1 protein-coding gene and 1 pseudogene are annotated in these 542 nt (G+C 45.8%); one reads left to right on the plus strand and one right to left on the minus strand.

Features of this window, described 5'->3' with window-relative positions; genetic code table 11:
* The coding region (locus R7Z50_RS30440; protein ID WP_318150143.1) for a hypothetical protein at nucleotides 1–311 on the plus strand (311 nt) is incomplete at its 5' end.
* A 114-nt stretch (nucleotides 312–425) separates the two neighbouring features.
* Here the strand turns inward: R7Z50_RS30440 and R7Z50_RS30445 are convergent.
* A pseudogene (locus tag R7Z50_RS30445) lies at nucleotides 426–542 on the minus strand (glutathione S-transferase family protein); the annotation flags it as partial.

Consider the following 542-nt stretch of genomic DNA (forward strand, 5'->3'; position numbering starts at 1 on the left):
TGTCCACGGGCACCGTAACGGCAAAAATGGCTCATGCTGACGAAAACGGGTGGATGGTTGTACACCGAACAGATGAATCGATGAAGCCAGGCCCCGTGATCGGCTATGCTCCGCTTAAAATGGGACAAAATGAGAACGTGAATGCAATTTTGATGGAACCGGTTGAGTCCGGTGACATGCTAATGCTAATGGTCCACGGAGAAAAAGGTGGAATGAAGACGGGCGTATTTGAGTATTCACTCGGAGCCAAAGAAGATGGCCCAGTAAAGGTTGACGGTAAGTTGGTGATGGACATCGTCCGCGCTAAATAAGGCGAGCATATATTTAAAAATTGCCCCTACTGGTCCTAGTACTTAGCGTAAATAAAAGCCCTTAACAACGCAGTTCGTCGTTAAGGGCCTTTGTATTGGATGAACCGTTACAAACTAACCGATCATTTCTCTTTGGTGAGGAGAACTAAAGTCTAAATCAGGCCCTTTAGGCACCACTTGCGTTGGATTAATCCCTGTGTGACTGAAGTAATAATGGCGCTTAATATGATA

Source organism: Vibrio sp. 1249-1, from assembly GCF_033340495.1.